Source organism: Streptomyces venezuelae, from assembly GCF_008642275.1.
GTDB classification, from domain to species: Bacteria; Actinomycetota; Actinomycetes; order Streptomycetales; family Streptomycetaceae; genus Streptomyces; species Streptomyces venezuelae_E.
Genome location: NZ_CP029189.1, coordinates 2,439,085 through 2,465,765, shown reverse-complemented (window position 1 = coordinate 2,465,765; position 26,681 = coordinate 2,439,085). Strand labels below are relative to the sequence as shown.

At 71.3% G+C, this 26,681-nt stretch carries 25 protein-coding genes; 10 read left to right on the top strand and 15 right to left on the bottom strand.

Annotated features, from left to right (window positions below; translation table 11 throughout):
- The first annotated feature begins 6 nt into the window (after positions 1-6).
- On the top strand, positions 7-576 hold the full coding sequence (locus DEJ51_RS10570) for a hypothetical protein (RefSeq protein WP_150257370.1): 570 nt from the start codon (positions 7-9) through the stop codon (positions 574-576).
- Here the strand turns inward: DEJ51_RS10570 and DEJ51_RS10565 are convergent.
- Genes DEJ51_RS10565 through DEJ51_RS10550 form a run of 4 tightly spaced genes read right to left on the bottom strand, consistent with a single transcriptional unit; the run spans position 573 to position 3,709 of the window.
- Positions 573-1,001: a Fur family transcriptional regulator gene (locus DEJ51_RS10565; protein WP_078892882.1), complete on the bottom strand. Its 429-nt coding sequence runs from the start codon at positions 999-1,001 to the stop codon at positions 573-575. The two genes, DEJ51_RS10570 and DEJ51_RS10565, sit on opposite strands and share 4 nt — an antisense overlap.
- A 42-nt stretch (positions 1,002-1,043) precedes the next feature.
- The gene (locus DEJ51_RS10560; RefSeq protein ID WP_150257369.1) at positions 1,044-1,907 is read right to left on the bottom strand and encodes a metal ABC transporter permease; all 864 of its coding nucleotides are present in this window, start codon (positions 1,905-1,907) and stop codon (positions 1,044-1,046) included.
- Complete coding sequence (locus DEJ51_RS10555) at positions 1,907-2,701, bottom strand: metal ABC transporter ATP-binding protein (protein WP_150261819.1); 795 nt, start codon at positions 2,699-2,701, stop codon at positions 1,907-1,909. The genes DEJ51_RS10560 and DEJ51_RS10555 overlap by 1 nt, the downstream gene beginning before the upstream one ends.
- 27 nt (positions 2,702-2,728) lie before the next feature.
- Positions 2,729-3,709 (bottom strand): metal ABC transporter substrate-binding protein, encoded by a 981-nt coding sequence (locus tag DEJ51_RS10550; RefSeq protein ID WP_150257368.1) that lies wholly within the window; start codon positions 3,707-3,709, stop codon positions 2,729-2,731.
- A 155-nt stretch (positions 3,710-3,864) separates the two neighbouring features.
- On the opposite strand from DEJ51_RS10550, the gene DEJ51_RS10545 reads away from it, so the two are divergent.
- Positions 3,865-5,247 (top strand): glycine--tRNA ligase, encoded by a 1,383-nt coding sequence (locus DEJ51_RS10545; RefSeq protein WP_150257367.1) that lies wholly within the window; start codon positions 3,865-3,867, stop codon positions 5,245-5,247.
- Between the two features lie 79 nt (positions 5,248-5,326).
- Here the strand turns inward: DEJ51_RS10545 and DEJ51_RS10540 are convergent, their stop codons facing one another.
- The 4 genes from DEJ51_RS10540 to DEJ51_RS10525 form a co-directional block, all read right to left on the bottom strand.
- Positions 5,327-5,947, bottom strand: a complete 621-nt coding sequence (locus tag DEJ51_RS10540; protein WP_223835751.1) for a VC0807 family protein — start codon at positions 5,945-5,947, stop codon at positions 5,327-5,329.
- Positions 5,948-6,184: 237 nt separating this feature from the next.
- The gene (locus DEJ51_RS10535; RefSeq protein WP_150257365.1) at positions 6,185-6,778 is read right to left on the bottom strand and encodes a TetR family transcriptional regulator; all 594 of its coding nucleotides are present in this window, start codon (positions 6,776-6,778) and stop codon (positions 6,185-6,187) included.
- Positions 6,779-6,799: 21 nt separating this feature from the next.
- The gene (locus DEJ51_RS10530) at positions 6,800-7,858 is read right to left on the bottom strand and encodes an aldo/keto reductase (protein ID WP_150257364.1); all 1,059 of its coding nucleotides are present in this window, start codon (positions 7,856-7,858) and stop codon (positions 6,800-6,802) included.
- A gap of 54 nt (positions 7,859-7,912) precedes the next feature.
- The gene (locus DEJ51_RS10525; RefSeq protein WP_150257363.1) at positions 7,913-8,257 is read right to left on the bottom strand and encodes a DoxX family protein; all 345 of its coding nucleotides are present in this window, start codon (positions 8,255-8,257) and stop codon (positions 7,913-7,915) included.
- Positions 8,258-8,348: 91 nt separating this feature from the next.
- On the opposite strand from DEJ51_RS10525, the gene DEJ51_RS10520 reads away from it, so the two are divergent.
- Positions 8,349-8,804 (top strand): MarR family winged helix-turn-helix transcriptional regulator, encoded by a 456-nt coding sequence (locus tag DEJ51_RS10520; RefSeq protein WP_190620298.1) that lies wholly within the window; start codon positions 8,349-8,351, stop codon positions 8,802-8,804.
- Positions 8,805-8,822: 18 nt separating this feature from the next.
- On the opposite strand, the gene DEJ51_RS10515 is transcribed toward DEJ51_RS10520, so the two are convergent.
- Positions 8,823-10,271, bottom strand: a complete 1,449-nt coding sequence (locus DEJ51_RS10515; protein WP_150257362.1) for an MFS transporter — start codon at positions 10,269-10,271, stop codon at positions 8,823-8,825.
- A gap of 33 nt (positions 10,272-10,304) precedes the next feature.
- On the opposite strand from DEJ51_RS10515, the gene dusB reads away from it, so the two are divergent.
- The 3 genes from dusB to DEJ51_RS10500 all read left to right on the top strand — a co-directional run bounded on the left by dusB (position 10,305) and on the right by DEJ51_RS10500 (position 15,921).
- Positions 10,305-11,465: a tRNA dihydrouridine synthase DusB gene (gene dusB / locus DEJ51_RS10510; RefSeq protein WP_150257361.1), complete on the top strand. Its 1,161-nt coding sequence runs from the start codon at positions 10,305-10,307 to the stop codon at positions 11,463-11,465.
- A 364-nt stretch (positions 11,466-11,829) separates the two neighbouring features.
- Positions 11,830-14,538 (top strand): pyruvate, phosphate dikinase, encoded by a 2,709-nt coding sequence (gene ppdK, locus DEJ51_RS10505; protein WP_150257360.1) that lies wholly within the window; start codon positions 11,830-11,832, stop codon positions 14,536-14,538.
- Positions 14,539-14,922: 384 nt separating this feature from the next.
- On the top strand, positions 14,923-15,921 hold the full coding sequence (locus tag DEJ51_RS10500; protein ID WP_150257359.1) for an ArsR/SmtB family transcription factor: 999 nt from the start codon (positions 14,923-14,925) through the stop codon (positions 15,919-15,921).
- A gap of 306 nt (positions 15,922-16,227) precedes the next feature.
- On the opposite strand, the gene DEJ51_RS10495 is transcribed toward DEJ51_RS10500, so the two are convergent.
- Entirely contained in the window at positions 16,228-17,388 is a 1,161-nt protein-coding gene (locus DEJ51_RS10495; protein WP_150257358.1) for an alkaline phosphatase PhoX, read from the bottom strand.
- Between the two features lie 386 nt (positions 17,389-17,774).
- Between DEJ51_RS10495 and DEJ51_RS10490 the strand changes: the two genes are divergently transcribed.
- On the top strand, positions 17,775-18,182 hold the full coding sequence (locus DEJ51_RS10490) for a VOC family protein (RefSeq protein WP_150257357.1): 408 nt from the start codon (positions 17,775-17,777) through the stop codon (positions 18,180-18,182).
- Positions 18,183-18,201: 19 nt separating this feature from the next.
- Here DEJ51_RS10490 and nirD read toward each other — a convergent pair whose 3' ends face one another.
- The 3 genes from nirD to DEJ51_RS10475 are packed head-to-tail and all read right to left on the bottom strand — an operon-like array spanning position 18,202 to position 22,350.
- A complete protein-coding gene (nirD, locus tag DEJ51_RS10485; protein ID WP_150257356.1) occupies positions 18,202-18,534 on the bottom strand; it encodes a nitrite reductase small subunit NirD in 333 nt (110 codons plus the stop codon).
- The gene (gene nirB, locus DEJ51_RS10480) at positions 18,531-21,056 is read right to left on the bottom strand and encodes a nitrite reductase large subunit NirB (protein WP_150257355.1); all 2,526 of its coding nucleotides are present in this window, start codon (positions 21,054-21,056) and stop codon (positions 18,531-18,533) included. The genes nirD and nirB overlap by 4 nt, the downstream gene beginning before the upstream one ends.
- 1 nt (position 21,057) lies before the next feature.
- The gene (locus tag DEJ51_RS10475; RefSeq protein ID WP_150257354.1) at positions 21,058-22,350 is read right to left on the bottom strand and encodes an NAD(P)/FAD-dependent oxidoreductase; all 1,293 of its coding nucleotides are present in this window, start codon (positions 22,348-22,350) and stop codon (positions 21,058-21,060) included.
- A gap of 157 nt (positions 22,351-22,507) precedes the next feature.
- Between DEJ51_RS10475 and DEJ51_RS10470 the strand changes: the two genes are divergently transcribed.
- From DEJ51_RS10470 to DEJ51_RS10460, 3 genes are all read left to right on the top strand, one after another.
- Positions 22,508-23,803: a ferric reductase-like transmembrane domain-containing protein gene (locus DEJ51_RS10470; protein WP_150257353.1), complete on the top strand. Its 1,296-nt coding sequence runs from the start codon at positions 22,508-22,510 to the stop codon at positions 23,801-23,803.
- A 124-nt stretch (positions 23,804-23,927) separates the two neighbouring features.
- Positions 23,928-24,212, top strand: a complete 285-nt coding sequence (locus tag DEJ51_RS10465) for a hypothetical protein (RefSeq protein ID WP_150257352.1) — start codon at positions 23,928-23,930, stop codon at positions 24,210-24,212.
- Between the two features lie 36 nt (positions 24,213-24,248).
- The gene (locus tag DEJ51_RS10460) at positions 24,249-25,025 is read left to right on the top strand and encodes a sulfite exporter TauE/SafE family protein (RefSeq protein WP_150257351.1); all 777 of its coding nucleotides are present in this window, start codon (positions 24,249-24,251) and stop codon (positions 25,023-25,025) included.
- 28 nt (positions 25,026-25,053) lie between these two features.
- Here DEJ51_RS10460 and DEJ51_RS10455 read toward each other — a convergent pair whose 3' ends face one another.
- Positions 25,054-25,782, bottom strand: a complete 729-nt coding sequence (locus DEJ51_RS10455; protein WP_150257350.1) for a class F sortase — start codon at positions 25,780-25,782, stop codon at positions 25,054-25,056.
- A 129-nt stretch (positions 25,783-25,911) separates the two neighbouring features.
- The gene (locus tag DEJ51_RS10450; RefSeq protein ID WP_223835750.1) at positions 25,912-26,454 is read right to left on the bottom strand and encodes a hypothetical protein; all 543 of its coding nucleotides are present in this window, start codon (positions 26,452-26,454) and stop codon (positions 25,912-25,914) included.
- Between the last annotated feature and the right edge of the window lie 227 nt (positions 26,455-26,681).

Below are 26,681 nucleotides of genomic sequence, written 5' to 3'. Positions count from 1 at the left end.
CATCGCATGAACACGGGTGAGGGTCGCGTACAGCAGACGGCGGAGCAGAGCGGGCAGGCCGGGGCCACGGGGGAGCAGGCCGTCTTCGCCTACCGGCTGACGCTCGCCGACATCAGGGGAGCCGTACGGGCCCGGGCCCGCCGGACGACGGCGGGCCGGCTGGAGACGCTGCTCCTGCCGTTGCTGGCAGCCGTCGCCACCGCGGGCTTCGGCCTGCTGGGCGGTTCCCGGCCGATCGCGATCGTGGCCTCGGTGGTCCCCGCCCTCGGCGTCGCGATCGGCGGTGTCTTCTGGATCCGGCGCAGCATGGCCCGCCGGGTGTACTCCGTGACGGAGCCGTACGGGCAATGCCGCACGGTGGCCGACGAGCGGGGCAGCGCGACCACGGGCGAGACCATGTCGTACACGATGGACTGGACGCTCTTCCCGCAGTACACGGAGACGCAGGAGCTGTTCGTCCTGTTCGGGGGCACGGGTGCGGCCGCTGTGGCGACGCTGCCGAAGCGGGGCGCACAGCACCCCGACGACGTCGACCGGCTGCGCGCGATCCTGGACCGGAACGTGAAGCGGGTCTAAGCGGCCGCAGCGCAGTCGGCGCAGGTGCCGAAGATCTCCACCGTGTGGGCGACGTTCACGTAGCCGTGCTCGGCCGCGATGGACTCCGCCCACTTCTCCACGGCCGGGCCCTCCACCTCGACGGCCTTGCCGCACTTGCGGCAGACCAGGTGATGGTGGTGGTCCCCGGTGGAGCACCGGCGGTAGACGGACTCGCCGTCACTGGTGCGCAGGACGTCGACCTCGCCGGCGTCCGCGAGGGACTGGAGCGTCCGGTAGACGGTGGTCAGGCCCACGGAATCGCCACGGTGCTTGAGCATGTCGTGGAGTTCCTGGGCGCTGCGGAACTCGTCCACCTCGTCCAGCGCCGCCGCGACCGCGGCCCGCTGCCGGGTGGATCGTCCTCGTACTGGCGCGGTATTCATCTCGCCAGGAGCAGTCGCCACCGGTTCCTCCTCGTATAGGCCTGCGGCCATTGTGCCAGCCCGCTAGACCTTCACATCGTCGCGCGTGCAGACCTCCTCGGCCGCGCGTGCGGCTCTGGCCCGGCGCCTGGCCAGAGGAGAGGACAGGGCGGTCATCACCATGAAGACACCGATCGCGAGCAGCACGATCGTCGCACCCGAGGGCACGTTGATGTAGTAGGTGGCCGCCGTGCCCGTCAGCGAGACGGTCACGCTGATGGCCATGGCCAGGCCGAGGGTGGCGGCGAAACTGCGGGTGAGGCGCTGGGCGGCCGCGACCGGGATCACCAGCATCGCGCTGACCAGCAGCAGGCCGACGATGCGCATCGCGACGGTGACGGTGACGGCGGCGGTGACCGCGATCAGCAGGTTCAGGGCGCGCACGGGCAGGCCGGTGACGCGGGCGAACTCCTCGTCCTGGCAGACGGCGAAGAGCTGCCTGCGCAGGCCGATGGCCACGGCGAGGACGAAGGCGGCGAGGATCGCCATCGCCGTCACGTCCTCGGCGGCGACCGTGGTGATCGAGCCGAACATGGAGCCCAGGAGGCTGGCCGTCTGCCCGCCCCCGAGGTTGATGATCATGACGCCCCCGGCGAGGCCGCCGTAGAAGAGCATGGCGAGGGCCACGTCCCCGCTGGTCCGGCCGCGGGACCGGATCAGTTCCATGCCGACGGCGCCGACGACGGCGACGAGCGTCGCCATCCAGACCGGGCTGGTCTGGAGCACGAAGCCGAGCGCGACACCGGTCATGGCGACGTGACCGAGGCCGTCGCCCATGAGCGCCTGGCGGCGCTGGACGAGGTAGGTGCCGATGGCGGGGGCCGTGATGCCGACCAGGGCGGCCGCGATCAGCGCGCGCTGCATGAAGGCGTAGTCGAGGATGTCCATCAGCTCAGCAGTCCCGTCCGCAGGGCCCCGGCGTCGTGCGCCGCGTGGGGGTGTACGTGGTCGTGGCCGGGCAGGGCGTGCTGCCCCACGGCCTCCGGGGGCGGGCCGTCGTGGACGACGCAGCCGTCGCGCAGGACGACGGCGCGGTCGATCAGGGGTTCGAGCGGGCCCAGCTCGTGCAGCACGAGCAGGACGGTGGAGCCGGCGGCGACCTGCGCGCGCAGGGCGTTCGCCAGGACCTCCTGGTTGGCGAGGTCCACCCCCGCCATCGGCTCGTCCATGATCAGCAGCTCGGGTTCGACGGAGAGCGCCCGGGCTATGAGCACGCGCTGGTGCTGGCCGCCGGAGAGGGCGTCCACCGAGGCGTCGGCGTAGGAGTCCATGTCGACGAGGGCCAGGGCGTGCTCGATGGCGTCCCTGTCTGCCTTGCGCAGGAGTCCGAAGCGGGAGCGGGCGAGCCGGCCGGAGGAGACGACCTCGCGGACGGTGGCCGGGACGCCGCCGGCGGCGGTGGTGCGCTGGGGGACGTACCCGATGCGCGACCAGTCGCGGAAGCGCTTGAACTCGGTGCCGAAGAGGCTGAGGGTTCCGTCGGACAGCGGGACCTGGCCGACCACGGCGCGGACGGCCGTGGACTTGCCGGAGCCGTTGGCGCCGAGCAGCGCTACCACCTCACCGCGGTGGACGGTGAGGTCGATCCCGCGCAGCACGGGGCGCGAGCCGAGCGAGGCCGTGGCCCCGCGCAGGGATATGACGGGCGGCTGGTCAGCTGCCGGTCCGGGCGTGGACTGCATGGCTCGCGCCTCCGTTGCTGCTGTCATCTACTTGGCTCCGAGCGCCTTCTGGAGGTTCTTCAGGTTGGACCGCATGACCTCGAAGTAGTCAGCGCCCTGGGAGGCGTCGGTGATTCCTTCGAGCGGGTCCAGGACATCGGTCCGCAGGCCGGTGTCCGTCGCGAGGGTCCTGGCCGTCTTGTCGCTGGCCAGGGTCTCGAAGAACACGGTGGTGACATTGTCCTTCTTCGCGACGGCCTGAAGATCCTTCATCCGGGCCGGGCTCGGCTCGGACTCGGGGTCGACGCCGGAGATGCCCTCCTGGTCGAGGCCGTAGCGCTCGGCGAGGTAGCCGAAGGCGGAGTGGGTGGTGATGAAGGTCCTGGAGGCCGTGTTCTTCAGGCCGTCCTTGAACTCGGTGTCCAGCGCGGTCAGTTTGCCGACGAGCTCGTCGGTGTTCTTCCGGTAGTCCGCGGCGTGGCCGGGGTCGGCCTTCTCCAGGGCGGCGCCGACGCCCTTGGCGATCTCCGCGTACTTGACCGGGTCGAGCCAGACGTGCGGGTCCTTGCCGCCCTCGCCGTGGTCGTGGTCGTGGCCCTCGCCCTCGGCGTGGCCCTCCTCGGCGCCGTGGTCGTGGCCTGCGGAGCCGTGGACCTCCAGCTCGGTGAGGGTCGCCGCGTCGACGACGTTCTTCACGCCGGACTGGGCGACGGCCTTGTCGACGGCGGGCTGCAGGCTCTTGAGGTAGAGGACCACGTCGGCCTCGCCGAGCTGCCCGGTCTGCTTCGGGGTGATCTCCAGGTCGTGCGGTTCGACGCCGGGCTTGGTCAGGCCGTCGACCTTCACGTGCTCCTTGCCGATCTGCTCGGCGAGGAACTGCAGGGGGTAGAACGCCGCCGTCACGCCGACCTTGCCGTCCTTGTCGCCGCCGGTACCGGCAGCGGCTCCGGAGCAGGCGGTCAGGGCCGTGGCGCCGAGGGCGACGGCTCCGGCGAGGGCGGCGGTGGGTATGAGGCGTCGTACGTTCATGACATCCATTTTCATCAAAGATGGAAACGATTGTCAAAAACCCAGGTGGGAGGCCCGGGCGGGCCGGCCTGGAAGGGGAACCGATTTGAAAGGGGGGGTGCGGGCGCCGGTAACCTAAAGACTTCGCCGTTCGTCCTCGTAATGAAGAGAGCACCGTGGCCGCCGACAAGATCGAAACCATCGTCAGCCTGAGCAAGCGCCGTGGCTTCGTTTTCCCGTGCAGTGAGATCTACGGTGGCTCCAAGGCCGCCTGGGACTACGGCCCGCTCGGTGTCGAGCTCAAGGAGAACATCAAGCGCCAGTGGTGGAAGGCGATGGTCACCGGGCGTGAGGACATCGTCGGTATCGACTCCTCCGTGATCCTGGCTCCCGAGGTCTGGGTTGCCTCCGGCCACGTCGCCACCTTCTCGGACCCGCTGACCGAGTGCACCTCCTGCCACAAGCGTCACCGCGCGGACCACCTTGAGGAGGCGTACGAGGCCAAGCACGGCCGTATGCCCGCCAACGGTCTTGCCGACATCAACTGCCCCAACTGCGGTGTGAAGGGCCAGTTCACCGAGCCCAAGCAGTTCTCCGGCATGCTGGAGACCCACCTCGGCCCGACCCAGGACACCGGCTCGAAGGCCTACCTGCGCCCCGAGACCGCCCAGGGCATCTTCACCAACTTCGCCGTGGTGCAGACCACTTCGCGCAAGAAGCCGCCCTTCGGCATCGCGCAGATGGGCAAGTCCTTCCGCAACGAGATCACGCCGGGCAACTTCATCTTCCGCACCCGCGAGTTCGAGCAGATGGAGATGGAGTTCTTCGTCAAGCCGGGCGAGGACGAGCAGTGGCAGGAGTACTGGATGCAGGAGCGGTGGAACTGGTACCGCGACCTCGGCATCCGCGAGGAGAACATCCGCTGGTACGACCACCCGAAGGAGAAGCTGTCCCACTACTCGAAGCGCACCGCCGACATCGAGTACCGCTTCAACTTCGGTGGCAACGAGTTCTCCGAGCTCGAAGGCGTCGCCAACCGCACCGACTACGACCTCAAGGCCCACTCCGCCGCCTCGGGTGCGAACCTCACCTACCACGACCAGGAGACGGGCGAGCGCTACACCCCGTACGTCATCGAGCCGGCGGCCGGTGTGAACCGCGCCATGCTCGCCTTCATGCTCGACGCGTACAACGAGGACGAGGCCCCGAACGCCAAGGGCGTCATGGAGAAGCGCACCGTGATGCGCCTCGACCCGCGCCTGGCCCCGATCAAGGTCGCCGTCCTGCCGCTGTCCCGCAACGCGCAGCTGTCGCCGAAGGCCAAGGGCCTCGCCGCCGACCTGCGCAAGAACTGGAACATCGAGTTCGACGACGCGGGCGCCATCGGCCGCCGCTACCGCCGCCAGGACGAGATCGGTACGCCGTTCTGCGTCACCGTCGACTTCGACACCCTGGACGACAACGCGGTGACCGTGCGCGAGCGCGACACGATGAAGCAGGAGCGCGTCTCCCTGGACCAGATCCAGGCCTACCTCGGCAGCCGTCTGCTCGGCTGCTAGGTCCTGCCGTACGAAGACCGGTGGCCCGGTGCGCTGTGTGCGCACCGGGCCACCGGTCTTTTCGCGGGGTGGGGCCGGATCAGGAAGCCGCTGCCGCCGCCCGGGCCGCGTCCTCGGCCGCGCGGCGCTCCCCCTCGGCCTGGGACCGCTTCCCGTACATGGCGGTCCACACACCGAGTGCGGCGAGCACCCCGTAGATCATGATCGGGCTGACCACCACCATGGTCTTGGTGGGCAGCATGTAGGCGAGGGCCAGGCGGACGAGGGCCTCGGCGACGTAGGTGAGGCCCCACACCAGCGTCATCCGGTTCATGGTGGTGCGGAAGCCCTCGTACTGCCACAGGCCGTTCCACCACGCGGTGCTCGCCGGGGTGCCGTCGGTGGCGAACTTGCGGCCGAAGTAGAACATCAGCGGGCGCGGCGCGAGCAGCGTTGCCAGGCAGAGCAGCCCGAACAGCCCGGTGACCCCCGAGTCCTTGACGAGCAGGGCGCGGGCCGAGTGTGCGCCGACGAGCGAGACGACGGCCGTGATCACCAGGAACACCATGGTGACGACGGCGAACTCGTCGACCTTGCGCCGCCAGGCCACGCTGATGGCGCTGTCGAGCACGGCCCAGGCGCTGCTGAGCAGCAGCGCGGAGAACTCGCTCCAGCCGTGGTCCTTGGTGAGCAGGTTGTACGTGATGATCGGTGCGATCACGTTGAGCCCGATGGTCCGGATCCAGCCGAGGGCGGTGGCGATGCCCGAGCGCTTCGGCGGTCCCGGTTGTGTGACTTGAGTTGCCGGAGTGGACAAAGTTCCCCCTGAGCCGTACCTGATGACGTGCGGTAGGGGGACCGTACGGACTTTGACGGGACGCGAACAACCCGAAGGCGCACAAAATGATCATCAAGTTGTCCGGACTGGCTGATTCCGGGTGCTGCCGGCGGTCCCGCGTCAGGCGCGCAGGCCCCGGATCACGAGGGCGGTGACCGCCTCGAACTCGGTGATGATCGTCGGCGAGAGCCAGTCGGCCGCGTACTGCGGGTCATGGAAGCGGCCGGTGGCGTCGAAGACCGCGCGGGCGGCCGCCGGCACGTCGGCGGCGGCGAGCGAGCCCGCCGCGACGCCCTCGGAGATGATCCGGCCCAGCTGGTCGATCAGCTCGGTCAGATGCGCGTCCACCACGCCGCTGTTCTCGGCGAGCAGCACGGTGTAGGTGGCGAACAGTTCCGGGTCGTCGCCCGCCTTGTGGCGCTTGGCCTCGAAGAGGGCCTCCAGCCATGACTCCAGCTTGGAGGGGGCGCTGCCGGTGGGGGCCGAGGTGATCTCCTCCAGCATGACCACGCTCCTGGCGAGCCAGCGGTCCGTCACGGCCTCGCGCAGCGCTGCCTTGGACGGGAAGTGCCGGTAGACGCTGCCGTGGCTGACGCCCAGGGCGCGGGCCACGTCCACGACGGTCGCCTTGGTGGGGCCGAAGCGGCGCAGCACCTCCTCGGTGGTCGCGAGGATGCGCTCGGGAGTCAGGGGCTCGGCAGCAGCGGGGGGCATGGGTACGACCGTACCGTCAGCTCAGTGCTCACTGTCGAGGTGGGCCATCTGGGCCGCCGGATACCGCTCACCGGCCGCGGCGCCCGCCGGGACGGCCTCCTCGACGGCGGCCAGGTCGGCGGCGTCCAGGGAGATGTCCATGGCACCCAGTGCCTCGGCGAGACGGTCTCGGCGCCGGGCGCCCACCAGCGGCACGATGTCGACCCCGTGCCGCGGCCCCTGTGCGAGCACCCAGGCAATCGCGGTCTGGGCGACGCTCACGCCCTTGGCCTCGGCCACCTTGCGCAGCGCCTCCACCAGGTCGAGGTTCCGGTCGAGGTTGTCGCCCTGGAAGCGGGGGCTCATGCCGCGGAAGTCGCCGGGGGCCAGTGCGCGGTCGCGGGTGAAGTGGCCGCTGATCAGGCCGCGGGACAGCACCCCGTACGCCGTGATCCCTATGCCGAGCTCGCGGGCGGCCGGCAGGATCTCGGCCTCGATGCCGCGGGAGATCAGCGAGTACTCGATCTGGAGGTCGGAGATCGGGGCCACGGCGGCGGCCCTGCGCAGGGTGTCCGCGCCGACCTCCGAGAGGCCGATGTGGCGCACGTGCCCGGCCTCGACCGCCTCGGCGATGGCCCCGACGGTCTCCTCGATCGGGACGTCCGGGTCCACCCGCGCGATCCGGTAGATGTCGATGTGGTCCCGGCCGAGCCGCTGGAGGGAGTAGGCCAGGAAGTTCCTGACGGCCTCCGGCCGGCCGTCGTAACCGGCGAAGCCGCCCTCGACCGTACGCAGCGCGCCGAACTTGACGCTGGTCAGCGCCCGCGAGCGGGCCCCGGCGGGCGCCGTGCGCAGGGCCTCGTTGATCAGCAGTTCGTTGTGCCCCATGCCGTAGAAGTCGCCGGTGTCCAGCAGTGTCTGCGTGCCGTCGGGGGCGGCGTCCAGGTAGGCGTGGATGGTCGCGATGGACTCGGCGCGGTCCGCCTCCCCGTAGAGGGCGGACATTCCCATGCAGCCCAGCCCCAGCGGGAAGACGGTGGGGCCGGTGCTGCCGAGGGTGCGGAGGCCGGCGGTCGTGGGGGTGATCTCGTTCTTCGTCATGCAATGAGAATGGCATGACGAGTGACAGATTTCAATATCTGTCACTCGTCAGTGTCAGGCGAGGATCCGCAGCGTCAGGGCGGCCGCGGCGACCAGGGTCAAGACGGCCGCCGGCGCCAGCTCGTAGTCCCCGACCCGGAGGTGGCTGATGACCGCGCCGGTGAAGTAGAGGGTCACGCCGGCCGCCGCGGCCACGCCGAGTGGAGTCACCCACAGGCCGGCCACCAGGCCGATCGCACCCGCGGCCTTGAGCGTGGCGAGGCGCGGCAGCCACGAGTCCGGGACCCGGACCTTCTGCATGCTCGCCACGACCTGGTCGTTGCGCTGGAGGGTGAAGGTGGCGGATGCGGTGAGGACGAGGGCGAGCAGGACGCCGACGACGGCATAGGCGATGAACATGAGGGACTCCAACGGTCGGTGATGTGAAACCATTGAATAGCATCAACGATATGCCGAACGCAATCATTTCCCGGTTGCTACGATGTGGACCATGACGGCAGATCAGGACGGACCGCACCCTCCGCAGCGGCTGGGCCTGCTGCTGGCCTGGCACGGATCGGTCACCCAGACGCGGATGAGGCGCGCGCTCGGCGCGGCCGGACTCACCCCCCGGCACGCGATGACGCTGATGCACCTGGAGGGCGGCCCCATCAGCCAGCGGGCGCTCGCCGAGCGGCTGGAGGTGGACCCGAGCGTGCTCGTCGGGATCCTGAACGACCTGGAGGGCGAGGGCCTGGCCGAACGCCGCCGTGACCCGGCCGACCGCCGCCGTCACAACGTGGCCATCACCGAAGCCGGGGGAGCGGCCCTCCACAAGACGAACACCGCCCTCGACGAGGTCGAGAGCGGCATTTTCGCGGGCCTGTCGGCCGCCGAGCGCGAGCTCCTGCGCGGCCTCCTCGACCGGGTCAACACCTCGGCCGAGGACTTCGACTGCGGCGAGTAGCCGCCCGGCGCAGGATCCTCAGGCCCGCGGGGAGCCCGTCACGGCAGCGGCGCCGACCGCGTCCTCCAGGGTGCGGGCGGTCCGTTCCGCCGTCCCGCGGGCCCATGCGCCGCTCGTCGCCGCGCCCACGACCAGGACCAGCAGCCCGCAGACCGTGATGATCCACCAGGCCGGCTGGGCCGCCCCGGAGAAGTCCGAGCCGTTCGCCAGCCCGGCCGCCAGCACCGAGCCGATCACCGCCACCCCCAGGGTTCCGCCGGTCTGCCGGCTGGTGGAGGCGATGGCGGCAGCGACGCCGGCCTGGGAGCGCGGCATCCCGGACACCGCCGTATTGGTGATCGGCGCGTTCACCATGCCGAAACCGAGCCCGAAGAGCATGTAGCCGGTGAACAGGAGCGGGTTGGACGTCTCGGCCTCGAACAGGGCGAACAGCAGCCCGCTCGCCGCCATCGACACCCCCGCGATCAGCAGGCAGATCCGCGGCCCCCGACTGCCCACCAGCCGCCCGGCCAGCGGTGCGAACAGCACGGTCAGGCCGGCCATCGGCAGCATGTACAGCCCGGCGTGCAGGGCGCTGAGCCCCCGTACGTCCTGGAGGTACAGGGTGTTCAGGAAGAGGAAGCCGGCCAGCCCCGCGAAGGCGCTGATCGCGATCACGGTCGACCCGCTGAAGGGCGCGCTCCGGAAGAACCGGAGATCGATCAGCGGCTCCTTGCAGCGGGGCTCGTGGATCAGCAGCCCCAGGAACGCGGCGACGGCCACCACCGCACACCCCATGATCAGCGGCGAGCGCCAGCCCGCCGCGGGCGCCTCGATGATCCCGTACGTCAGACTGCCCAGCAGGGCGATGACCAGCACCTGCCCCAGCGGGTCCGGACGGCGCGGCCGTGCCGCCCGGGACTCGGTGATGTGCCTCAGGGTCAGCACGAACGCCGCCAGACCGATCGGCAGGTTGATCAGGAAGATCGAGCGCCAGCCCACGGAGTCCACCAGCACCCCGCCGATCAGCGGCCCCGCCGCCATGGAGACGCCCCCGACCGCCCCCCACACGCCGATGGCCCGGGCCCGCTCGGCGGGGTCGGTGAAGGTGTTGGTGATGATCGACATCGCCACCGGGTTGAGCATGGCGCCGCCCACCGCCTGCACCATCCGGAAGACGATGAGCCAGTCGAGGCTGGGGGCGAGCGAGCAGAGCAGCGAACCGCCGGTGAAGGCCACCAGACCGGCCACGAACACCTTCCGGCGCCCGATCCGGTCGGCCGTGGAGCCCGCGAGCATCAGCAGCGAGGCCAGCACGAGGGTGTAGGCGTCGATGCTCCACTGCAGCCCCGAGACCGAGGCGTCCAGGTCACGGCGCATCGAGGGCAGGGCGACGTTGAGCACGGTGTTGTCGAGACTGACGATCAGCAGGCTCATGCAGCAGATCGCGAGGACGAGCATGCGCTGCCGGGGACTCGGCTCGATCATGCGCCGATGCTACGTCCCCCGCACCCCCTCGGCATGCGGGACAATGGGCGGATGACCACGCTCCCTCCGCCCCTCGCGATCGGCCCGCACACCGTGCAGCCCCCGGTGGTGCTCGCACCCATGGCCGGCATCACCAATGCCCCGTTCCGTACCCTCTGCCGGGAGTTCTCGGGCGGCAAGGGGCTGTTCGTGAGCGAGATGATCACGACCCGCGCCCTGGTCGAGCGCAACGAGAAGACCATGCAGCTGATCCACTTCGACGAGACCGAGAAGCCTCGCTCGATTCAGCTGTACGGGGTGGACCCGGCCACGGTCGGCAAGGCGGTCCGCATGATCGTCGAAGAGGACCGCGCCGACCACATCGACCTCAATTTCGGCTGCCCGGTGCCCAAGGTGACCCGCAAGGGCGGCGGCTCGGCCCTCCCGTACAAGCGGAACCTGCTGCGCGCCATCCTGCGCGAGGCCGTCGCCGGCGCCGGCGACCTGCCGGTCACCATGAAGATGCGCAAGGGCATCAACGACGAGCACCTCACCTACCTCGACGCCGGCCGGATAGCGGTGGAGGAGGGGGTCACGGCCATCGCCCTGCACGGCCGGACCACCGCCCAGCACTACGGCGGCACCGCGGACTGGGACGCCATCGCCCGGCTCAAGGAGCACGTGCCGGAGATCCCGGTGCTCGGCAACGGCGACATCTGGTGCGCCGAGGACGCGCTGCGCATGGTCCGCGAGACCGGCTGCGACGGCGTGGTCGTGGGCCGCGGCTGCCTGGGGCGGCCGTGGCTGTTCAACGACCTGGTGGCGGCCTTCGAGGGGCGCCCCGAGGACTTCCACAAGCCCACCCTGCGCGAGGTGGCCGCCACCATGCACCGCCATGCCCAGCTGCTGGGGGAGTGGATCGGCGACGAGGCGCGCGGGGTGATCGACTTCCGTAAGCACGTGGCCTGGTACCTCAAGGGCTTCTCGGTGGGTTCCGAGATGCGCAAGAAGCTCGCGGTCACCTCCTCCCTGGCCGAGCTGGATGCTCATCTGAGCGAGCTCGATCTGGATCAAGCATGGCCGGAGAGTGCGGACGGGCCCCGCGGCCGGACGTCCGGAAACAACCGAGTTGTCCTGCCGGACGGCTGGCTGAAGGACCCGTACGACTGCGCAGGTGTGAGCGAGGACGCTGAACTGGACACCTCCGGAGGCTGACAAATCGCCCTCCGTGGTGCGTGATATACGCCACGCATGGGAAGGGTTTCGCTCAGATGAGCGCAGAAATCACGGGTAAGACTTTCAAAGGGTGGCACTGGGTGCCACCCTTTGTGCCTTCAATACTTGAAGGCAAAGGTATCGATGATCGCTCATCCGAGCGTGATCAGGCCTCAGGAGTCCCCTCACCCTTCAGGATGTGAAGGCTCTTCGTACTTTCTGATTACCCATGAGTTACTTTCGATCTGCTGGCGCACGGGTGGTTACAGCCGTATGACGACCAAGTGGACGTACCCAGAAGCCTTCGATCTGGGTATGTTCCTGGCCGTCAGGGCAGCCACCGAGCCTCGAGGAGTCGAGACCCGTGTCGGAAAACAAAGATCAGAAGTTCGTCTACGACTTCACCGAGGGCAACCGCGACCTCAAGGACCTTCTCGGCGGCAAGGGAGCCAACCTCGCCGAGATGACCAACCTTGGTCTGCCGGTCCCTCCCGGCTTCACCATCACCACCGAGGCCTGCAAGGTCTACCTCGAGAGCGGCACGGCCCCGGCCGAGCTGCGCGAAGAGGTCAGCGCCCACCTTGCCGCCCTTGAGGTGAAGATGGGCAAGAAGCTCGGTCAGTCGGACGACCCGCTGCTGGTCTCCGTGCGCTCCGGTGCGAAGTTCTCGATGCCCGGCATGATGGACACCGTCCTGAACATCGGTCTCTCCGACGACTCCGTGAAGGGCCTCGCCGCCCAGGCCGGCAACGAGCGCTTCGCGTGGGACTCGTACCGCCGCCTCATCCAGATGTTCGGCAAGACCGTGCTGGACGTCGACGGCGAGCTCTTCGAGGAAGCCCTCGACGAGGCCAAGGCCGCCAAGAAGGTCACCGTCGACACCGACCTCGACGCCGCCGACCTGAAGAAGCTGGTCACCCGCTTCAAGAAGATCGTCGCCAAGCAGGCCGGCCGCGACTTCCCGCAGGACGCCCGCGAGCAGCTCGACCTCGCCGTCGAGGCCGTCTTCAACTCGTGGAACACCGACCGCGCCAAGCTCTACCGCCGCCAGGAGCGCATCCCGAGCGACCTGGGCACCGCGGTCAACATCTGCTCCATGGTCTTCGGCAACCTCGGCCCCGACTCCGGCACCGGTGTCGCCTTCACCCGTGACCCGGCCAGCGGCCACGCGGGCGTCTACGGCGACTACCTGCAGAACGCCCAGGGCGAGGACGTCGTCGCGGGCATCCGCAACACCGTGCCGCTCGCGGACCTGGAGGCCATCGACAAGGCCTCGTACGACCAGCTCATGACGATCATGACGACGCTGGAGACCCACTACAAGGATCTCTGCGACATCGAGTTCACCATCGAGCGCGGCCAGCTGTGGATGCTCCAGACCCGTGTCGGCAAGCGCACCGCCGGTGCGGCCTTCCGCATCGCCACGCAGCTCGTGGACCAGGGCCTGATCGACGAGGCCGAGGCCCTCCAGCGCGTCAGCGGCCACCAGCTCGCGCAGCTGATGTTCCCCCGCTTCGACGAGGGCGCCAAGACCACCCTGCTCGGCCGCGGCATCGCCGCCTCCCCGGGCGCGGCCGTCGGCAAGGCCGTCTTCGACTCCTACACGGCCGTCAAGTGGTCCCGCTCCGGCGAGAAGGTCATCCTGATCCGCCGCGAGACCAACCCGGACGACCTGGACGGCATGATCGCCTCCGAGGGCATCCTGACCTCGCGCGGCGGCAAGACCTCGCACGCTGCCGTCGTCGCCCGCGGCATGGGCAAGACCTGTGTCTGCGGCGCCGAGGAGCTCGACGTCGACACCAAGCGCCGCCGCATGACGGTCGGCGAGACGGTCATCGAAGAGGGCGACGTCGTCTCCATCGACGGCTCCACCGGCAAGGTCTACCTCGGTGAGGTACCCGTCGTACCGTCCCCGGTCGTCGAGTACTTCGAGGGCCGCATGCACGCCGGCGCCGACGACGCCGACGAGCTCGTCGCCGCCGTGCACCGGATCATGGCCTACGCCGACCGCGTCCGCCGCCTGCGCGTGCGCGCCAACGCCGACAACGCCGAGGACGCGCTGCGCGCCCGCCGCTTCGGCGCCCAGGGCATCGGCCTGTGCCGCACCGAGCACATGTTCCTCGGTGAGCGCCGTGAGATGGTCGAGCGCCTGATCCTCGCCGACACCGACGGCGAGCGCGACGAGGCACTCAGTGCCCTCCTGCCGCTGCAGAAGAAGGACTTCATCGAGCTGTTCGAGGCGATGGACGGCCTGCCCGTCACCGTCCGCCTGCTCGACCCGCCGCTGCACGAGTTCCTGCCCGACATCACCGAGCTGTCGGTGCGCGTCGCCCTCGCCGAGTCCCGCAAGGACGCCAACGAGAACGACCTGCGCCTGCTCCAGGCCGTCCACAAGCTGCACGAGCAGAACCCGATGCTGGGTCTGCGCGGCGTCCGCCTCGGCCTGGTCATCCCCGGCCTGTTCGCCATGCAGGTCCGGGCGATCGCCGAGGCCGCGGCCGAGCGCAAGAACGCCAAGGGCGACCCCCGCGTCGAGATCATGATCCCGCTCGTCGGCACCGTCCAGGAGCTGGAGATCGTCCGCGAGGAGGCCGACCAGGTCATCGCCGAGGTCGAGGCCGCCACCGGCACCACCCTCAAGCTCTCCATCGGCACCATGATCGAGCTGCCGCGCGCCGCCCTGACGGCCGCCCAGATCGCCGAGGCCGCGCAGTTCTTCTCCTTCGGCACGAACGACCTGACCCAGACGGTGTGGGGCTTCTCCCGCGACGACGTCGAGGCCAGCTTCTTCACCGCCTACCTGGAGAAGGGCATCTTCGGGGTCTCGCCCTTCGAGACCATCGACAAGGACGGCGTCGGCTCCCTCGTGCGCCACGCGGTCAAGCAGGGCCGGGCCACCCGCCCCGACCTCAAGCTCGGCGTCTGCGGCGAGCACGGCGGCGACCCCGAGTCCGTCCACTTCTTCCACGAGGTCGGCCTCGACTACGTCTCCTGCTCGCCCTTCCGGATTCCGGTGGCGCGCCTGGAGGCCGGCCGTGCCGCCGCCGAGGCGAAGGGCAGCGACAGCCGCTGACCCACGGCCCGCCAAGGGCCCCATAGACCGCGCCTGTCCCCGGGTTCCCTGACTGCCCGGGGGCGGGCGCGCCTATTTTTGTTGTTCAACAAATCTTTACGCCAGCAGGCGGTGGACGGATCCCCACCCGTCCACCGCCGCTGTCATTCTGCCGGGCACGTCGGCGCTTCCCGGTGCGACCGACCGCCAGGCCCCGCAAAGCCCCCCACGGCCTTCGCGGAGCGTTTCGGTCGCACCGGAGTGTGCCCGGCGGAGTACAGGATTTCGGTTGTCACGCCCCCGCCGAAAGGGGTTTCAACTGTGGCCGAAAGGGCGTGGTGACAACGTGTGACGGCGTGCATACTCATGGGGCGGGGGGATTGCGGTTGCACAGGTGGGGGTTCGGTGCTGCGTATCCATTTCACTGGAGTGGACCTGGCACGCGTACGGATGGCAGGGCGTCCCGATGCGTTGTGGGAGACGATTCTGAGCTTTCACCGCTTACGAGACCGGCGTGATGCCCGGTTGTTCGGTGAATGGCGTACGGAAACCCGGAGCAGGTTGAATAGTGAAACACGCACGCTCGGTATGCTCATACCGAGTCGTGGTTATTTCCCCGATTTCCTGACCCCTGTGGAGGGGCAGTACGGGTGGGACGTGGGACTCGACGCGTTGCGCGGGATCCGCCCCGAGCGGATGCGGCGCGAGCTGCAGCTGCTGGGTGCCGGAGCGCCGGTGGCACCGCGGCTACGGGAGTTCATGGACGCCGGTGACAAACAGCTGCCGCGGCTCATGGGCGAGCTCCGCGCGTACCACCGGGCCGCCGTGGAGCCCTACTGGACGCACATCCAGGCCCAGATCGAGGCCGAGCGCGCCGCGCGCGGGCGGGCCCTGCTGGACGGCGGCGCGGACGAGCTGCTGGACTCGCTGCCGCCGATGCTGCGCTGGCGGGCGCCGGTACTGGAGTGCGACTACCCGGTGGACCGTGACGTACGGCTGCGGGGGCGCGGGCTGCTGCTCCAGCCGTCCTTCTTCTGCCGGCGCACCGCGGTGACCCTGCACGACCCGGAGCTGCCGCCGGTGCTGGTCTATCCGGCGGCGGCGCAGCTGGCCTCGGCGCCGGCGGGCGGCGAGGCGGCCCGGCCCGTGGAGGAGCAGCGCCAGCGCACGCTGGGCAAGCTGGTGGGGCACACGAGGTCGGTGGTGCTGCGGGCCATAGGGGACGGGGCGACCACCAGCGAGCTGGCCCGCCGGGCCGGGGTGTCGCTGGCCTCTGCGAGCCAGCACGCCTGCGTGATGCGGGAGGCGGGGCTGGTGACCACGCTGCGGCGGGGGAACGCGGTGCTGCACACCGTGACCCCGCTGGGGGCGGCCCTGCTGAAGGGTGGGGCCGTGGCGTCGTGACGCGGCCGCCGCACCCCTGCGGGGTTGCCCGTGGGGGTGCGGCCGGTCGTGCGGGTGCGGCGCCGTTGCGGGGGCGCTGCCCCCGGGCCCCCGCGCCTCAAACGCCGGCGGGGCTGAAAGAGCGGGGCGCTGCCCCCGGGCCCCCGCGCCTCAAACGCCGGCGGGGCTGAAAGAGCGGGGCGCTGCCCCCGGGCCCCCGCGCCTCAAACGCCGGCGGGGCTGAAAGAGCGGGGCGCTGCCCCCGGGCCCCCGCGCCTCAAACGCCGGCGGGGCTGGAGTGTCGCCGACGGGGCTGGAACGGCGGGGTCAGGTGCGGAAGGGGCCCGTGACCTCGTAAGTGATGCCGCCGGACGAGCTGCCGCTCGTACCGCGCTGGCTGGAGAAGTAGAGCCGGTTGCCGGCGGGCGAGAAGGCCGGGCCGGTGATCTCGGAGGAGGACTGGCCGGTGATCCGCAGGAAGGGCGCCACCACGTCGTCCGGGGTGATCACGCAGATCTCCATGTTGCCGCCGTCCTCGGCGACGTACAGGTCGCCGTACGAGGACCCGGTGACGTTGTCGACTCCGGTCAGCGGGGCCGCGCCGCCGGGGACGAGCGAGTCGTCGTAGGCCAGCTCGTAGGTGTTGTTCGTGAGGTTCAGCTGCCAGACCCGGTTGTCGCCCTTGGTGGTGAACCAGACGGTGTCGTTGGCGTAGTGGCAGCCCTCGCCGCCGTTGAACTTCTTCGAGCCCGAGACCTGGCTGCGGGTCACGGTCGGCGAACCGTCCGGGTCCGGGACGTTCTGCCAGGTGAACGAGCCGGAGGCGGCGGTCCCGGCCTTCAGGACCTGGAGGGTGCCCGAGGAGAGGTTGCCCCAGGTGGTCGGGATGAAGCGGTAGAAGCAGCCGTTGGTCTCGTCCTCGGTCAGGTAGATCACCTGCCGCACCGGGTCGGCGGCGGCCGCCTCGTGCTTGAACCGGCCCATCGCCGGACGCTGCACCGCCGCGTTCACCCCGTACGGGTCGGTCTCGTAGACGAAGCCGCGGTCGACCTCCTCGCAGGACAGCCAGGTGTTCCAGGGGGTCTTCCCGCCCGCGCAGTTCTGCCGGGTGTTGGACAGGATGCGGTAGGCGCCGGTGATCGTGCCGGAGGAGTTGAACCTGACGGCACTCGCGCCGCCGGAGGGGTTGATCTCCGAGTTCGATACGTAGATCCAGCCCGTGCCGTCGACGAAACAGGCGCCGCCGTCGGGGGCGCTGTGCCAGGTGTACGAGGTGCCGCTGACGGTCTGGCCCGAGCGGGCGACGACCCGGCTGGTGAAGCCGCTGGGGAGCATGATGCCGTTGGCGTCGGCCGCGCCGAGCGCCCCGTACGGACCGGCGCCCGGCTGGGCGGGAGCCGCGTAGGCCGCCCCGTGCATCAACGTGCCGCCGAAGGCGGCGGCCGACGAACCGATCACTGCGCCGCGCAGGAAGGTACGACGTTCCACGGTCACTCCTGTGGGATGAAGGCCCCGCGGCCGGTCGGATGCGGGGTCGCACGCGTCGAGGAACCTAGGAGGCGTCAGTTTCCGTGGCACCAACTCCCCATGACGCACGAGCGACCACTCGACGTGCAATCCGCCGAACGGGCCATGGCGGGGCGCACCGCGGCGCCGGCCCCGGGGACCGGATCCATCCCGCGGGCGGTGCCGGAGCCGGGTTTCGTCCCGGCGGGCTGACCTGCGATGTCACCGGTCAGGCAGGAAATCCCGAAAAAACTTCGCGGAGCGCGATGAGTTTCCGGCGGGCCCGCGGTCTACCTGTCGAAAGCACCGAACAGCACGCCAGCGAACAGCACGCACCGAGCAACGCACACGAGAGAAGAGGGACCTCGATGTCCGCCACCATGATCTTCGTCAACCTGCCCGTCAAGGACCTGGACGCCAGCAAGGCCTTCTGGAGCAAGCTGGGCTACTCCTTCAACGCCCAGTTCACGGACGAGAACTGCGCCTCGATGGTGATCAGCGACACCATCGTGGCGATGCTCCTGACCGAGGCCCGCTACAAGGACTTCACCCACAAGGAGATCGCGGACGCCACCAAGACGTCCGAGGTGCTGCTCTGTCTGAGCGCCGAGAGCCGCACCGCCGTCGACGAGCTGGTGGACGGGGCCCTGGCGGCCGGTGCCACCGAGCCCCGCCCCGCCCAGGACCACGGCGTCATGTACGGCCGTGCCTTCGACGACCTGGACGGTCACACCTGGGAGATCATGTGGATGGACCCCTCGGTGATCCAGGGCTGATCACCCACACACACGGCGCTCACGAGGTCACGGCGGTCCGCACCGGGTAGGTCCGGACCGTCGCCTCCTCGTCGTCCAGGCAGCGCCCCGACTCCAGGTCGAAGCGCTGCTTCAGCAGCGGCGACGCCACGAAGGGCCGGCCTCCCGCCGTCCCCACCAGCCCGCGCGAGAGCACCTGCGCGCCGGTGAAGGGGTCCTGGTTGCCGATGGCGTACGGGCGCCCCGCGCGGTCGACGAACACCGCGGCCTGGCTCCCGTCGGGCAGCAGCGCCGCCACCCCGCGCCCGGGGATCAGCGAGGACAGCTCGCACACCGTCAGCCAGCCCTGCGCCACCTTCAGTTCCACGGTCATCGGACGGCTCCTCCTATGGTCAGGACGGCCAGGTCGGGCTTGACCTGGTCGCGCTCGGGAACGAACTTCACGGTCGGGTCGGGAGCGCCCGGCGCGTTGACGAAGGACACGAACCGGCGCAGCCGCTCCGGATCCTGGAGCGTCTCGGCCCATTCGTCCCGGTAGTGCGCCACGTGGTCGGCCATCAGCGCCTCCAGCTCCGCGCACAGCCCGAGCGAGTCGTGCACGACCACGTCCCGCAGGTGGGCCAGGCCCCCCTCCAGCCGCTCCAGCCAGGTGGAGGTCCGCTCCAGCCGGTCGGCGGTGCGGATGTAGAACATCAGGAACCGGTCGATCAGCCGGATCAGCTCCGCGTCCGAGAGGTCCTGGGCGAGCAGGTCGGCGTGGCGGGGGGTGGCACCGCCGTTGCCGCCCACGTACAGGTTCCAGCCGCTCGCCGTCGCGATGACGCCGAAGTCCTTGCTCTGCGCCTCCGCGCATTCGCGGGCGCAGCCCGACACCGCCGACTTGAGCTTGTGCGGGGCGCGCAGCCCCCGGTAGCGGAGCTCCAGGTCGATGGCCATCCGGACGCTGTCCTGGACCCCGTAGCGGCACCAGGTCTGCCCCACGCAGGACTTCACGGTGCGCAGGGCCTTCCCGTACGCGTGCCCGGACTCGAAGCCGGCGTCGACGAGCCGCGCCCAGATCCGCGGGAGCTGGTCCACGCTCGCACCGAAGAGATCGATCCGCTGGCCACCGGTGATCTTCGTGTAGAGGCCGAAGTCCCGGGCCACCTCGCCGATCACGATCAGCTTGTCGGGCGTGATCTCCCCGCCGGGGATGCGGGGGACGACCGAGTACGAGCCGTTGCGCTGCAGGTTCGCGAGGAAGTGGTCGTTGGTGTCCTGGAGGGCGGCCTGCTCCCCGTCCAGGACGTAGCCGCTCGCGCCGAGGGTCGGGGCGAGTGAGGCGATGACCGAGCCCACGGTGGGCTTGCAGACCTCGCAGCCGTCGCCGCCACGGGCCTCCGGGCGGCCGTGGCCGTCGAGGATCGCCTCGAAGGTGGTCAGCCTGCGGGTGCGGACGATCTCGTAGAGCTCGGCCCGCGTGAAGGGGAAGCAGCCGCACAGCCCCTTGTCGGCGGCGGCGGGCAGCAGCTGGCCGATGACCTTGACGCAGCTGCCGCAACCGGTGCCCGCCTTGGTGCACTTCTTGACCTCGGGCAGGGTGGAGCAGGCGGCGATGGCCTTCTTGGTGACGTTGTGGCAGGAGCAGATCACCGCGTCGTCGGGGAGCGCGGACGGGCCGAGCGCGACCGGGGCGCCGACCCCGGCGGGGAGCACCAGCTGCTCGGGGGCCACGGGCGGGACGCTGCCGGTGAGGGGGCGCAGCAGCCCGTAGGAGTCCGCGTCGCCGACCAGCACCCCGCCGAGGAGGACCCCGTCGGGGGAGACGACCAGCTTCTTGTAGACCCCGGAGCGGGAGTCGGACCAGACGACGTCGAGGCTGTCCGGGGTGGCGCCGTGGGCATCGCCGAAGGAGGCCACGTCCACGCCGAGGAGCTTGAGCTTCGTGGAGAGGTCGGCCCCGGTGAACTCCTTCTCGCGGCCCAGCAGGTCGTCGGCGGCCGTCTCGGCCATCTCGTAGCCGGGGGCGACCAGTCCGTAGACGCGGCCGTCGACGGCGAGCGCGCACTCGCCGATGGCGTAGACGTTCGGGTCGGAGGTGAGGCAGCGGGCGTCGACCGCGATGCCGCCGCGCTCGCCGACGTCCAGCCCGCAGTCGCGCGCCAGCTGGTCGCGGGGACGGACGCCGGCGGAGAAGACGACGAGGTCGGTGTCGACGGTGGAGCCGTCGGAGAGCCGCATTCCGCTGACGTGCCCGTCCTCGCCGGTCACCACCTCCTGGGTGCCGACGCCGGTGTGGACGGTCAGCCCCATGGACTCGATGGTGCGCAGCAGGGCCGCGCCGCCGCCCTCGTCGACCTGTACGGGCATCAGGCGCGGGGCGAACTCGACGACACGGGTGGCCAGGCCCAGACCCTGGAGTGCGCCGGCGGCCTCCAGTCCGAGCAGACCGCCGCCGACGACCGCGCCGGACGTCCTGGTCCTCGCGTACTCCTCGATCGCGAGCAGGTCCTCGATCGTGCGGTAGACGAAGCAGCCGGGGGCGTCCTTGCCGGGGACCGGCGGCACGAAGGGGTAGCTGCCGGTGGCCAGCACCAGCACGTCGTACGGGAACACCTGCCCGGACCGCGAAGTGACGGTACGGGCGGCCCGGTCGATGTGCTCGGCGGGGTCGTCGAGGTGGAGGGCGATGCCGTGCTCCGCCATGAACCCGGCCGGCGTCATGGACAGGTCCTCGGCGGTGGTGCCGGAGAAGTACGAGGTCAGGTGCACGCGGTCGTAGGCGGGCCGGGGCTCCTCGCAGAGCACGGTGATCCGGTGCGTGGCGGTGACCCCGCGCTCGGCGAGTGCTTCGAGGTAGCGCTGGCCGACCATGCCGTGCCCGATGAGCACGATCGTGGGCAGGGGCTCGGTCATGTCAGTGGCCTCCGTCGTCGGTGAGCAGGTGGAACAGGTCGTGCGGTGGTTCCTCGCCCTCCCAGGTGCGGGCCAGGGCCCCCACGGTGGAGAGCTCGCCCAGCAGTACGCCGCCGACGAGGCGGTCGCCCCGCAGGACGACCTTGCGGTAGGTGCGGCGGGTGGCGTCGGCGAGGCGCACCACGTCGTCGCCGGGGAGGGGGGTGGTCTCGCCGAACGCGGCGAGATCGAGGGAGCGGTCCCCGTCGGTGCTGAGGGTGAGGCGGGTGAGGGCGCGGGTGCCGGTGTACCGCGCGGGATCACCGGTGAGCAGCGCGGCCAGGGTGTCGGCCTGCTCCAGGGCGGCGCCCGCGAGGCCGTACACCTGGCCGGCGTGTTCGGCGCAGTCGCCGATGGCATGGACGCGGGGATCGCCGGTGCGCAGGTGGTCGTCGACCAGGATGCCGGTGCGGACCTCCAGGCCGGCGGCCCGGGCGAGGCCGGTACGGGGGCGGACGCCGCAGGCGAGCACGACGAGGTCGGCGTCGAGGCGGTAGCCGTCGGCGAGTTCGACCCCGGTGACCTCGCGCTGCGCCCGCGCGCCGCCGCTGCCGGGGCTCCGCCCCGGACCCCGCTCCTCAAACGCCGGAGGGGCTGGATTTCGCGGCGCGGCAGATGTGAGCACGCCGCGGACCCGGCATTCCGTGTGGATCTCCACCCCGAGCTCGGTCAGGTGCGCGTGCAGCAGGACGGAGGCGTCCGCGTCCAGTTGGCGCTCCATCAGCCGCTCGCCCTGCTGGGCGAGGACCACCTGCGCCCCCCGTGCGGCCAGCGCCCGCGCCGCCGAGACGCCCAGCAGGCCCCCGCCGATCACCACCACGCGGACCCCGGGCCGCACGGCCGCGGAGAGCGCCAGGCAGTCGTCCATCGTGCGGAAGGCGTGCACCCCGTCCGGGAGGTCCCGCCCCTCCGGCTCGAACAGTCCGCGCAGCGGCGGGAGCACCGCGTTCGAACCGGTGGCCAGGACCAGCGTGTCGTACCGGGCCACCGTGCCGTCGTCGCAGTGCACGGCCCGCTCGTCGCGGTCCAGGCGCACCGCCCGGACCCCGCGCCGCAGCGCCGGGCCGGGTGCCGGGAGGGCCGTCACCTCGGGGGCGTACCGGCCCGCCAGGACCTCGGCGAGCAGGACCCGGTTGTACGGCACGTGGGTCTCCTCGCCGAGGACGGTCACCGCCGCGGCCGGGCCGAGCCGCTGCGCGAGCCGCAGGCCCGCGAGGCCGCCGCCGATCACCACCACACGCTGTTCCGAGGTCATGCCACGAGCGTGCGCGGCCGCTGTTTCCCCACGGCATCGCCTCTGTTACCCGGACGGAACGCCGGCCTCAGCGCACGGGTTAAGGGTCGGTGAGGCCTCCCTCAAGGCCGCCTTAAGGGTCGTCAGGGCTGCCACCTGCGGCCTTAGCGTGATCCGTATGCGGAATGCGGTGGTGCGGGTGAGGGGCGGGATGCTGGGCGGTGCAGGGGTGGTGACCCTGCTCTGGGCGGCGCAGGTGCGGCCCTCGGCCCGGCCCGACGCGCTGTTCGCCACCGCCGCGCACCTGTCCGGTCTGCTCGCCGGGTACGGGGTGCTGGTGCTGCTGTTCCTGATGGCCCGGGTGCCCGCCGTCGAGCACGGGGTCGGTGCCGACCGGCTCGCCCGCTGGCACGCGTCCGGCGGCCGCTACGTCCTGCTGCTCGTCTTCGGGCACGGGCTCTTCGCCCTGCTCGGATACGCCGTGCACGAGGGAATCGACGTGGTCTCCGCCGTCTCGGAGCTGCTCCGTTACCCCGCGCTCGCCGCCGCCGTGGCCGGGACCGTCCTCCTGGCCGCGGTCGGCGTGACCTCCGCCCGGGCGGTACGCCGCCGGGTGCCGCACGAAACCTGGCGCGGGGTGCACCTGCTGGTCTACCTCGCCACCGCCCTCGCCTTCGGGCACCAGCTCGCCGGGCCCGATCTGGCCGCGGGCGCCTGGTTCTGGACGCTCGCCCACACCGTGGTCGCCGTCCTGCTGGTCTGGTACCGCGCCGTGGTGCCCGTACGGCAGGCGCTGCGGCACGGGCTGCGGGTCGCGGACGTCCGGGTCGAGGGACCCGGGGTGGTCTCCGTCGTCATGTACGGGCAGCACCTGGCGGAACTTCGTGCGGAGCCGGGCCAGTTCCTGCGCTGGCGGTTCCTCCAGCGGCGGCTGTGGCACACGGCCCTGCCGTTCTCGCTGTCCGCGCCCGTCCGCGGGAACGCCCTGCGGATCACCGTGAAGGGGCTCGGCGGTCACTCCCGCCGGATCCGCCGGCTGCGACCCGGGACGCGGGTGCTGGCCACCGGGCCGTTCGGCGCGCTCACCGCCGCCCGGCGGACCAGGCCCAAGGTGCTGCTGATCGCGGGCGGGGTCGGGATCACCCCGATGCGGGCCCTGTTCGAGACGCTGCCCGGGGGGCCCGGGGACATCACGCTGCTCTACCGGGCCGGGGCCGAGGAGCACCTCGTGCTGCGGGCCGAGCTGGAGGCCATCGCCGCCGGGCGGCAGGCCGGTCTGCACTACCTGCTCGGGCCGTCCGGTGCGGCCTACGACCCGCTGGCCCCGCAGGCGCTGGCCGCGCGGGTGCCCGGGCTGGCCGAGCACGACGTGTACCTGTGCGGGCCGCCGGGGATGGCCGAGGCGACCAGAACCGCGCTGTTGCGGGCCGGGGTGCCGGCCGGGCGCATCCATTCGGAGTGCTTCAGCTTCTGAGCGGCGTGCCCACTGCGCGCACCGGCCGCGCTGTCCGTGCTGCCCGTGCTGCCCGTGCTGTCCGTGCTGTCCGCGCTGCCCGTGCTGTCCCTGTCCCCCGTGTTCTCCGAGGAGTCACCGCCCCATGCGTCACCCGCTGCACATCGCCCTCTCCGTACCCGTCGGCACCACCGGTCCCGCCGCTGCCGTGGCCCGGCACCGCAAGCCGCGCCGCCCCTCGCCGGTACGGGCCGCGCTCGCCGCGCTGACCTCCGTACCGCCCGCGCGGCGGCTGGCGGCGGGGCTGGGAGCGGCCAGCGTGCTGGCCGCGACCGTGCTGACGGCGGCCGTGGACCCGGCGGCTCCGGTGGCCCCCGACCGCGTGCCGGCGGGCCGAACCTCAACCTTTGCACAACTTTCCGGAGATTGATGGTCGCTGCACCCAACTGCTCCATAGGGTCGAGCCGTGCCTGACATATCAACGACGATGATCATCGTCCTGTGCGTGGCCGCGGCCGCGGCCGGCTGGATCGACGCGGTGGTGGGCGGCGGCGGCCTGCTGCTCCTGCCCGCGCTCCTCCTCGGTCTGCCGAACGCCCACCCCGCAACCGTCCTCGGGACCAACAAGGCCGTGGCCATCGTCGGCACCGCCGGTGCGGCCGTGACCTACGTCCGCAAGGCCCCGGTCGACGTGAAGCTGGCCGTCCGCATCGGCCTGGCCGCGCTCGCCGGCTCGATGGGCGGTGCCGCGCTCGCGGGCGGCATCAGCAAGGACGCCCTCCGTCCGCTGATCATGGTGGTGCTCGTGATCGTCGCGGGCGTCGTGATCTTCAAGCCGGGTTTCGGCACCGCCCCCTCGACCGCGCCCGTCAGCAGGCGGCGGGTGCTCCTCGCCATCGGGCTCGCGGGCCTGGGCATCGGCTTCTACGACGGCCTCATCGGGCCCGGCACCGGCACCTTCCTGGTGCTCGCCCTCACCGCGCTGCTCCACCTCGACCTGGTCACCGCCTCGGCCACCGCCAAGATCGTGAACTGCTGCACCAACGCAGGGGCGCTCGTGATGTTCGCCTACCAGGGCATGGTGCTGTGGCAGCTGGCCGCGCTGATGGCGGTGTTCAACCTGGCCGGCGGCATGGTCGGCGCGCGTATGGCGCTCAAGAAGGGCAGCGGCTTCGTCCGGGGCGTGCTGCTGACGGTGGTGGGTGCGCTCGTGGTCAAGCTCGGCCTCGAACAGTGGGGCTGACCCGCCGGGGCGCACCCGCCGGCGCGGCTCAGTACGTCCCCGTGAGGTGTGCGAAGACGACCACGTTGCCGCGGTAGCCCGTGCGCGGCGAGAAGCCGCCGCCGCAGGTGATCACCCGTAGCTCGGCGCGCGCCGAAGGCCCGTACACGCGGGTGTCGGGGAAGGCCTTGGCGTCGTACACCTCGACCGCGTGCACCGTGAACACCGCGGTACGGCCGTCCGCGCGCGGAATCTCGATGGCGGCCCCGCGGCGCAGGGCGCCCAGGTGGTAGAAGACCCCCGGCCCGGCGGCGTCGTCCACGTGTCCGGCGATGACGGCGGTGCCGGTGGCGCCGGGGGTGGTGCCGTCGCGGTACCAGCCGGCCAGGTCGCGCCGGTCCGGCGGCGGGACTTCGAGGCTGCCGCGCGCGTCGAGTCCGAGCCCGGTCAGCGGGGCGTCGACCCGGATGGAGGGGATCCGGATCCGGGCCGGCGGGGAACCGGGGAGCGGGGCGATCCCCGGGCCCACCACGCCCGCGGCGGTCAGCGACTCGGCGGGGGAGGGCAGCGGAGGTCCGACGGGTTCACGCGAACCGCTGGTCACGAGCCAGATGCCGACGCAGGCGGCGAGCGCGACGAGTCCGCCGTGGCGGGCGGTGGGGGTGCGGAAGGTCCGGCCCGCCGCTCGCCCGGGCCTTGCTCCGGATCCGGGGCGGTCTCCGTCGGCGGGCCGGGGCTGCCGGTCGCGGCCCCTCGCGCCACCGAAATCGCCACCCATGCGTACCCCCTCGGCTTCCGTTTCGGGGTGAATGGCCGTCGCCCGGCCCCGCGAACGGGGGGACCTCGCGGGGCGGGCGACGGGGGACGGTACCGGTCGGACCGCGGCCGGAGCCGCGGTGGGCGTCCGTCAGCTCCGCGTGCCGCTCGCCCGGCGACGCAGGAGCCAGGTACCGCCGACGGCGGCAGCGGCCAGTACGGCCGCCCCCGCCGCGATCTTGGCGGGGTCGGTGGTGGTGGTCGTGCCACCGCCCACCCCGGTGTTGACGTGGCCCTGCGGGCCGCGCTCGGTGACGATCAGGTTGCCGGTGGCGAACTTGCCGTTCGCGCAGGTGGCACCGATGCCGTAGGTGCCGCCGCGGGTGCCGAGGGCGATCTGGAACTGCCCCACGACCACCTCCTTGTGGGTCCCCGGGACCAGCTTGAACCGGCCGCCGCCGACCGTGGTGGCGTCGCCGTCCGCGTGGCCGCCGCTGCCGCAGGCGGATGTGTTCACGGTCACGGTGGCGCCGGGGGCGGCGGACTTGGGCCACACCTCCAGCGCGGCGAAGTCCCCGGGGGCGAAGCCCACCATGCCGAGGTCCGCGGCGGCCACCGCGCCGGCGACCGGCCCGGCGAACGCGGCGGCGGTCAGCGCGGTCGCGGTCAGCAGGTGTGCGGTACGTCGGCGCATGGGGACTCTCCTGGAGACACGGGGTCGTGTCTCCGAGGAAACCCGGACCGCCCGCCGCGCGCCTGCTGATGTTCCGTCAGGTATGCCGTTCCGGAGCCTGCCCGCGAGACGTCTTCCCAGGTCAACGAGAGGGCTGCGGTCATCGGAGCGCCCCGCGCCGTCCGGGTGACGCCGACCGCCCGCACGGTCGTGCACCAGCGGTGCGTACGGTGGTGGAGCGCGCGACG

Coding starts and splice junctions, on each gene's coding strand:
- DEJ51_RS10465 (WP_150257352.1), top strand. CDS start 23,928: ATGCGTCACCCGCTGCACATCGCCCTCTCCGTACCCGTCGGCACCACC.
- DEJ51_RS10530 (WP_150257364.1), bottom strand. CDS start 7,858: ATGACGAAGAACGAGATCACCCCCACGACCGCCGGCCTCCGCACCCTC.
- DEJ51_RS10535 (WP_150257365.1), bottom strand. CDS start 6,778: ATGCCCCCCGCTGCTGCCGAGCCCCTGACTCCCGAGCGCATCCTCGCG.
- DEJ51_RS10475 (WP_150257354.1), bottom strand. CDS start 22,350: ATGACCTCGGAACAGCGTGTGGTGGTGATCGGCGGCGGCCTCGCGGGC.
- nirD (WP_150257356.1), bottom strand. CDS start 18,534: ATGACCGTGGAACTGAAGGTGGCGCAGGGCTGGCTGACGGTGTGCGAG.
- nirB (WP_150257355.1), bottom strand. CDS start 21,056: ATGACCGAGCCCCTGCCCACGATCGTGCTCATCGGGCACGGCATGGTC.
- DEJ51_RS10470 (WP_150257353.1), top strand. CDS start 22,508: ATGCGGAATGCGGTGGTGCGGGTGAGGGGCGGGATGCTGGGCGGTGCA.
- DEJ51_RS10550 (WP_150257368.1), bottom strand. CDS start 3,709: ATGAACGTACGACGCCTCATACCCACCGCCGCCCTCGCCGGAGCCGTC.
- DEJ51_RS10555 (WP_150261819.1), bottom strand. CDS start 2,701: ATGCAGTCCACGCCCGGACCGGCAGCTGACCAGCCGCCCGTCATATCC.
- DEJ51_RS10560 (WP_150257369.1), bottom strand. CDS start 1,907: ATGGACATCCTCGACTACGCCTTCATGCAGCGCGCGCTGATCGCGGCC.
- DEJ51_RS10455 (WP_150257350.1), bottom strand. CDS start 25,782: ATGGGTGGCGATTTCGGTGGCGCGAGGGGCCGCGACCGGCAGCCCCGG.
- DEJ51_RS10490 (WP_150257357.1), top strand. CDS start 17,775: ATGTCCGCCACCATGATCTTCGTCAACCTGCCCGTCAAGGACCTGGAC.
- DEJ51_RS10570 (WP_150257370.1), top strand. CDS start 7: ATGAACACGGGTGAGGGTCGCGTACAGCAGACGGCGGAGCAGAGCGGG.
- DEJ51_RS10450 (WP_223835750.1), bottom strand. CDS start 26,454: ATGCGCCGACGTACCGCACACCTGCTGACCGCGACCGCGCTGACCGCC.
- DEJ51_RS10515 (WP_150257362.1), bottom strand. CDS start 10,271: ATGATCGAGCCGAGTCCCCGGCAGCGCATGCTCGTCCTCGCGATCTGC.
- dusB (WP_150257361.1), top strand. CDS start 10,305: ATGCGGGACAATGGGCGGATGACCACGCTCCCTCCGCCCCTCGCGATC.
- DEJ51_RS10520 (WP_190620298.1), top strand. CDS start 8,349: ATGACGGCAGATCAGGACGGACCGCACCCTCCGCAGCGGCTGGGCCTG.
- DEJ51_RS10525 (WP_150257363.1), bottom strand. CDS start 8,257: ATGTTCATCGCCTATGCCGTCGTCGGCGTCCTGCTCGCCCTCGTCCTC.